The following is a 3,806-nucleotide window of genomic DNA, read 5'->3' on the forward strand; positions in this document are numbered from 1 at the left end:
ACACCCCGCCACCACACCAACGAGCACCATCTCCACTGGTCACGCTTCCGCAGACGCAGCCAGGCCCGAGCCCGCACCTCCCACTACAAACGCCGAGGCCACAACCCCCAGATGCGGTTGCAGTATTAGGTGGCGCGGGCTTGGCCGGGTGTCTGTTTCGTGCGGATGCACGAAAAGAGGCACCTACGGGGGGAGGGTTCGTGGGTCGGGGTCGTCCCGGTGACCGGCCAGTGGTCTCTTGGATGAGGTGGGTGTCCGGACGGGCGCAGCGGATGACTCTGGTCTTGGGCCGGTCTGTTCGCTGTGGCTGGGGTGGCGCGCACCCTTCGGGCCTGCTCTGGCCGCACGTATTCGTCGTTGCCCGCGCGCCGCCTGGGCTTATGTAGCGGGCCGGTGGGTTCGTTGCCCTATCGGGCATCGGAGGGTGGGGACTGTTTTCAAACGGCGCACGCTTTGTTTTCAACACTCTGTTTAAAACGAAGTGTTTCGCGTTTCAGAACAGTCCCCACCTCCAGATGCCCAATAGGGCAGACGACCGCGCACCGCCACCACGGCCCGGTTGGGCAACGACCCCCACCGGCCCCGGGGATGACCAACAAGGGCACACAGAGGCGGCAGCAGCTGCGCGCCACCCCAGCCACAGCGAACAGACCGACCCCCAACGGCCGTCATCCGCTGCGCCCGTTCGGACACCCACCTCTTCCACCCGACAAACCGGCCGGTCACCGGGACGGCGAACACCCACGAACCCTCCCCCCGTAGGTGCCTCTTTTCGTGCATCCGCACGAAACAGACACCCGGCCAAGCACCGGCCACCTAGGCCAGGCGTCGAAGCCGCCCCACCCGCAACGAGCGTCAGAAGTCCCCTCCCCCGACCGCCGTGAACGCGCTGCGTGGCCTCGGCAGACCGTAGTGGTCGCGCAGCGTCGTGCCGGTGTACTCGGTCCTGAACAGGCCGCGGCGGCGCAGGATCGGGACCACCTCGTCGGCGAAGACGTCGAAGCCGCCCGTCAGCCACGGCGGCATGACGTTGAACCCGTCGGCCGCGCCGTTCTCGAACCACTCCTGGATCTGGTCGGCGACCTGCTCCGGCGTCCCCGCCACCACCCGGTGGCCGCGGGCGCCCGCCAGGCGGTGCAGCAGTTGCCGCACCGTCGGGTTCTCGCGCTCGATGATGCCGAGGATCACCTGGAAGCGGCTGCCGTTGCCGCGTTCGCCGCCGGTCTCGATGAGTTCGCGCGGCACCGGGCCGTCGAGCTCCTCCGGGGTCAGCCGCACGCCCAGGATGCGGTGGAGCAGCTGGAGGCTGTACTCGGGCTGGGTGAGGTCGTTGAACTCGTCGTGCAGCGCCAGCGCCTCGGCCTCCGTCGAGCCGATGAACGGGCTGATGCCGGGCAGGATCAGCACCCCGTCGGGGTCGCGCCCCCGGGCCGCGGCGCGCTTCTTGAGGTCGGCGTAGAAGTCCTGCCCGTCGCCGAGCGTCTGGTGCGCGGTGAACACGGCCTCCGCGTAACGGGCGGCGAACGCGCGGCCGTCCTCCGAGGAGCCCGCCTGCACGTAGACGGGCCTGCCCTGGGGGGTGCGCGGGGTGTTCAGCGGTCCGCGGACCCTCAGGTGAGGGCCCTCGTGGTCGATCGGGTGGATGCGGTCGGTGTCGGCGAAGAGGCCGGACGCCTGGTCGGCGACCAGCGCCTCGTCCTCCCAGCTGTCCCACAGCCGCGTCACGACGTCCAGGAACTCGCGCGCCCGCTCGTAGCGGGCGGCGTGCACCGGGTGGGCGTCGAGGCCGAAGTTGCCCGCGGCCTGCGGCGCGCCCGTGGTCACGATGTTCCAGCCCGCGCGGCCCTTCGAGAGGTGGTCGAGCGAGGCGAAGAGGCGGGCCAGGTTGTACGGCTCGCTGTAGGTGGTGGAGGCGGTGGCGATCAGCCCGATCCGCTCGGTGGCGGTGGCCAGGGCGGAGAGCCAGGTGAACGGTTCGAGGCGGAACCGGCTGGCGTAGCGCACGTTGTCCGCCAGGGCCGGGCCGTCGGCGAAGAAGACACCGTCGAACGTGACGGCCTCGGCGCGGCGGGCCAGTTCGCGGTAGTACTCGATGTCCAGCAGCCGCTCGGGCGCGGAGCCGTGATAGCGCCAGGCGGCCTCGTGGTGTCCGCCCGGGTAGATGAACAGGTTCAGGTGGAGCTGTCGGCGGCTCTCGGCGCCGTCGTGTCGGGTCACGAGTCCTCTCCTTCGGTGACGGCCAGGTCGGCGACAGCCAGGTCGGTGACAGCCAGGTCGGCGGTGTCGACGCCGAGGTGCGTCAGCAGGCGGTCGCGCAGGGCGGCGTAGGCGGGGCTGCCGGGCGCGCGCGGCGCGGGCAGTTCGACGGGCAGGTCGGCGGCGATCCGGCCGTCTTCGAGGACGGCGACGCGGTCGGCCAGGGCGATGGCCTCGTCCACGTCGTGGGTGACCAGCAGCACCGCCGGCCGGTGGAGGTCGCACAGCCGCCGCAGCAGCGCGTGCATCCGGATCCGCGTGAGCGCGTCCAGGGCGCCGAACGGCTCGTCGGCCAGGAGGAGTTCGGGGTCACGGACCAGCGAGCGGGCCAGCGCGACGCGCTGCTGCTCGCCGCCGGACAGCTCGACGGGCCAGGCGCGTTCGCGCCCGGCCAGGCCGACCTCCTCCAGCGCCGTTCCGCCGCGCTCCCGCGCGCCGGGTCCGGCGAGGCCGAGCACGACGTTGTCCAGGACCCGTTTCCAGGGCAGCAGCCTGGCGTCCTGGAAGACGACCGACACCTTGGACGGGGCGCTCAGCTCGTCAAAGGCGGTCACGTCGTGGTCGATTCCGGCCAGGACCCGAAGCAGGGTGGACTTGCCGGAGCCGCTGCGGCCGATGAGCGCCACGAACTCGCCCGGCTCGATGGACAGGTCGAGCCCGTCCAGGACCCGGCGTCCGCCGAAGGTCCTGACCAGGCCGCCGAGGGTCAGTCCGCCAGGGTGCGTCGCCATGACAGCGCCTTCCTCTGTGCCAGCCGTACCAGGCCGTCGGAGAGCAGGCCGAGCAGTCCGTAGACCACCAGGCCCACGATGATCACGTCCGTCTGCCCGTAGGTCCGCGCCAGCTCCATCATGTAGCCGATGCCGCTGGTGGCGTTGACCTGCTCGACCACCACCAGGGAGAGCCAGGCGGAGGTCACCGCGAAGCGCAGGCCGAGCAGGAAGCCCGGCAGGGCGCCGGGCAGGACGACATGGCGCAGGAAGGCGGGGCGGCTCAGCCGCAGCGTCTCGGCCAGCTCCACATAGCGGCTGTCGATGGTGCGCAGGCCGTTGTGGGTGTGGATGTAGACGGGCACCAGCACGCCGAGCGTGATGGTGATGATCTTCATGGACTCGCCGATGCCGAACCAGAGGATGAGCAGCGGGATCAGCGCGAGCGAGGGGATGGACCGCTTGACCTGCACGGGGCCGTCGATGACGCCCTCGCCCAGACGGCTGAGCCCCGCGACCACGGCGAGGACCAGGCCGATCGCGACGCCGAACGCGAGGCCCGCGAGGGCGCGTTGGGTGGAGGCCCACAGGTTCTCCTGGAGCCTGCCCTCCTGGACGAGGTCCCGCGCGGTGGAGACGACCTGCCAGGGCGCCGACAGGTTGCGCTCGTCGATCCAGCCGGTGGCCGAGCCGACGGACCAGACGATGAGCAGCAGCGCGGGGCCGATGGCCCAGGAGAACGGGACGGGGCGGCCGGGACCGAGCCGCCGCCTCCTGCGCGGCGGCGGCCCGGCCGAACGTGGCCGCTTCCCGGGAGCGGCGCCCGCGGGGGAGCCGGGG

The 3,806-nt window shown here is 71.4% G+C and carries 3 protein-coding genes; all 3 read right to left on the reverse strand.

Going from position 1 to position 3,806, the window contains the following annotated elements; all coding sequences use genetic code 11:
* Positions 1-855 precede the first annotated feature (855 nt).
* On the reverse strand, positions 856-2,217 hold the full coding sequence (locus tag ADY01_RS33850; RefSeq protein WP_049580597.1) for an LLM class flavin-dependent oxidoreductase: 1,362 nt from the start codon (positions 2,215-2,217) through the stop codon (positions 856-858).
* Positions 2,214-2,987, reverse strand: coding sequence for an ABC transporter ATP-binding protein (locus ADY01_RS33855; protein WP_049580598.1), 774 nt, complete (start codon positions 2,985-2,987; stop codon positions 2,214-2,216). The genes ADY01_RS33850 and ADY01_RS33855 overlap by 4 nt, the downstream gene beginning before the upstream one ends.
* A partial coding sequence (locus ADY01_RS33860; RefSeq protein WP_049580599.1) for an ABC transporter permease occupies positions 2,963-3,806 on the reverse strand: 844 nt, incomplete at its 5' end. The genes ADY01_RS33860 and ADY01_RS33855, both read right to left, overlap by 25 nt.

It is taken from the genome of Streptomyces sp. SBT349, assembly GCF_001083795.1.
GTDB lineage: Bacteria > Actinomycetota > Actinomycetes > Streptomycetales > Streptomycetaceae > Streptomyces.

Bases quoted from the DNA above. Each gene is read 5' to 3' on its own strand.
- ADY01_RS33855 (WP_049580598.1), bottom strand. From the start codon at position 2,987: ATGGCGACGCACCCTGGCGGACTGACCCTCGGCGGCCTGGTCAGGACC.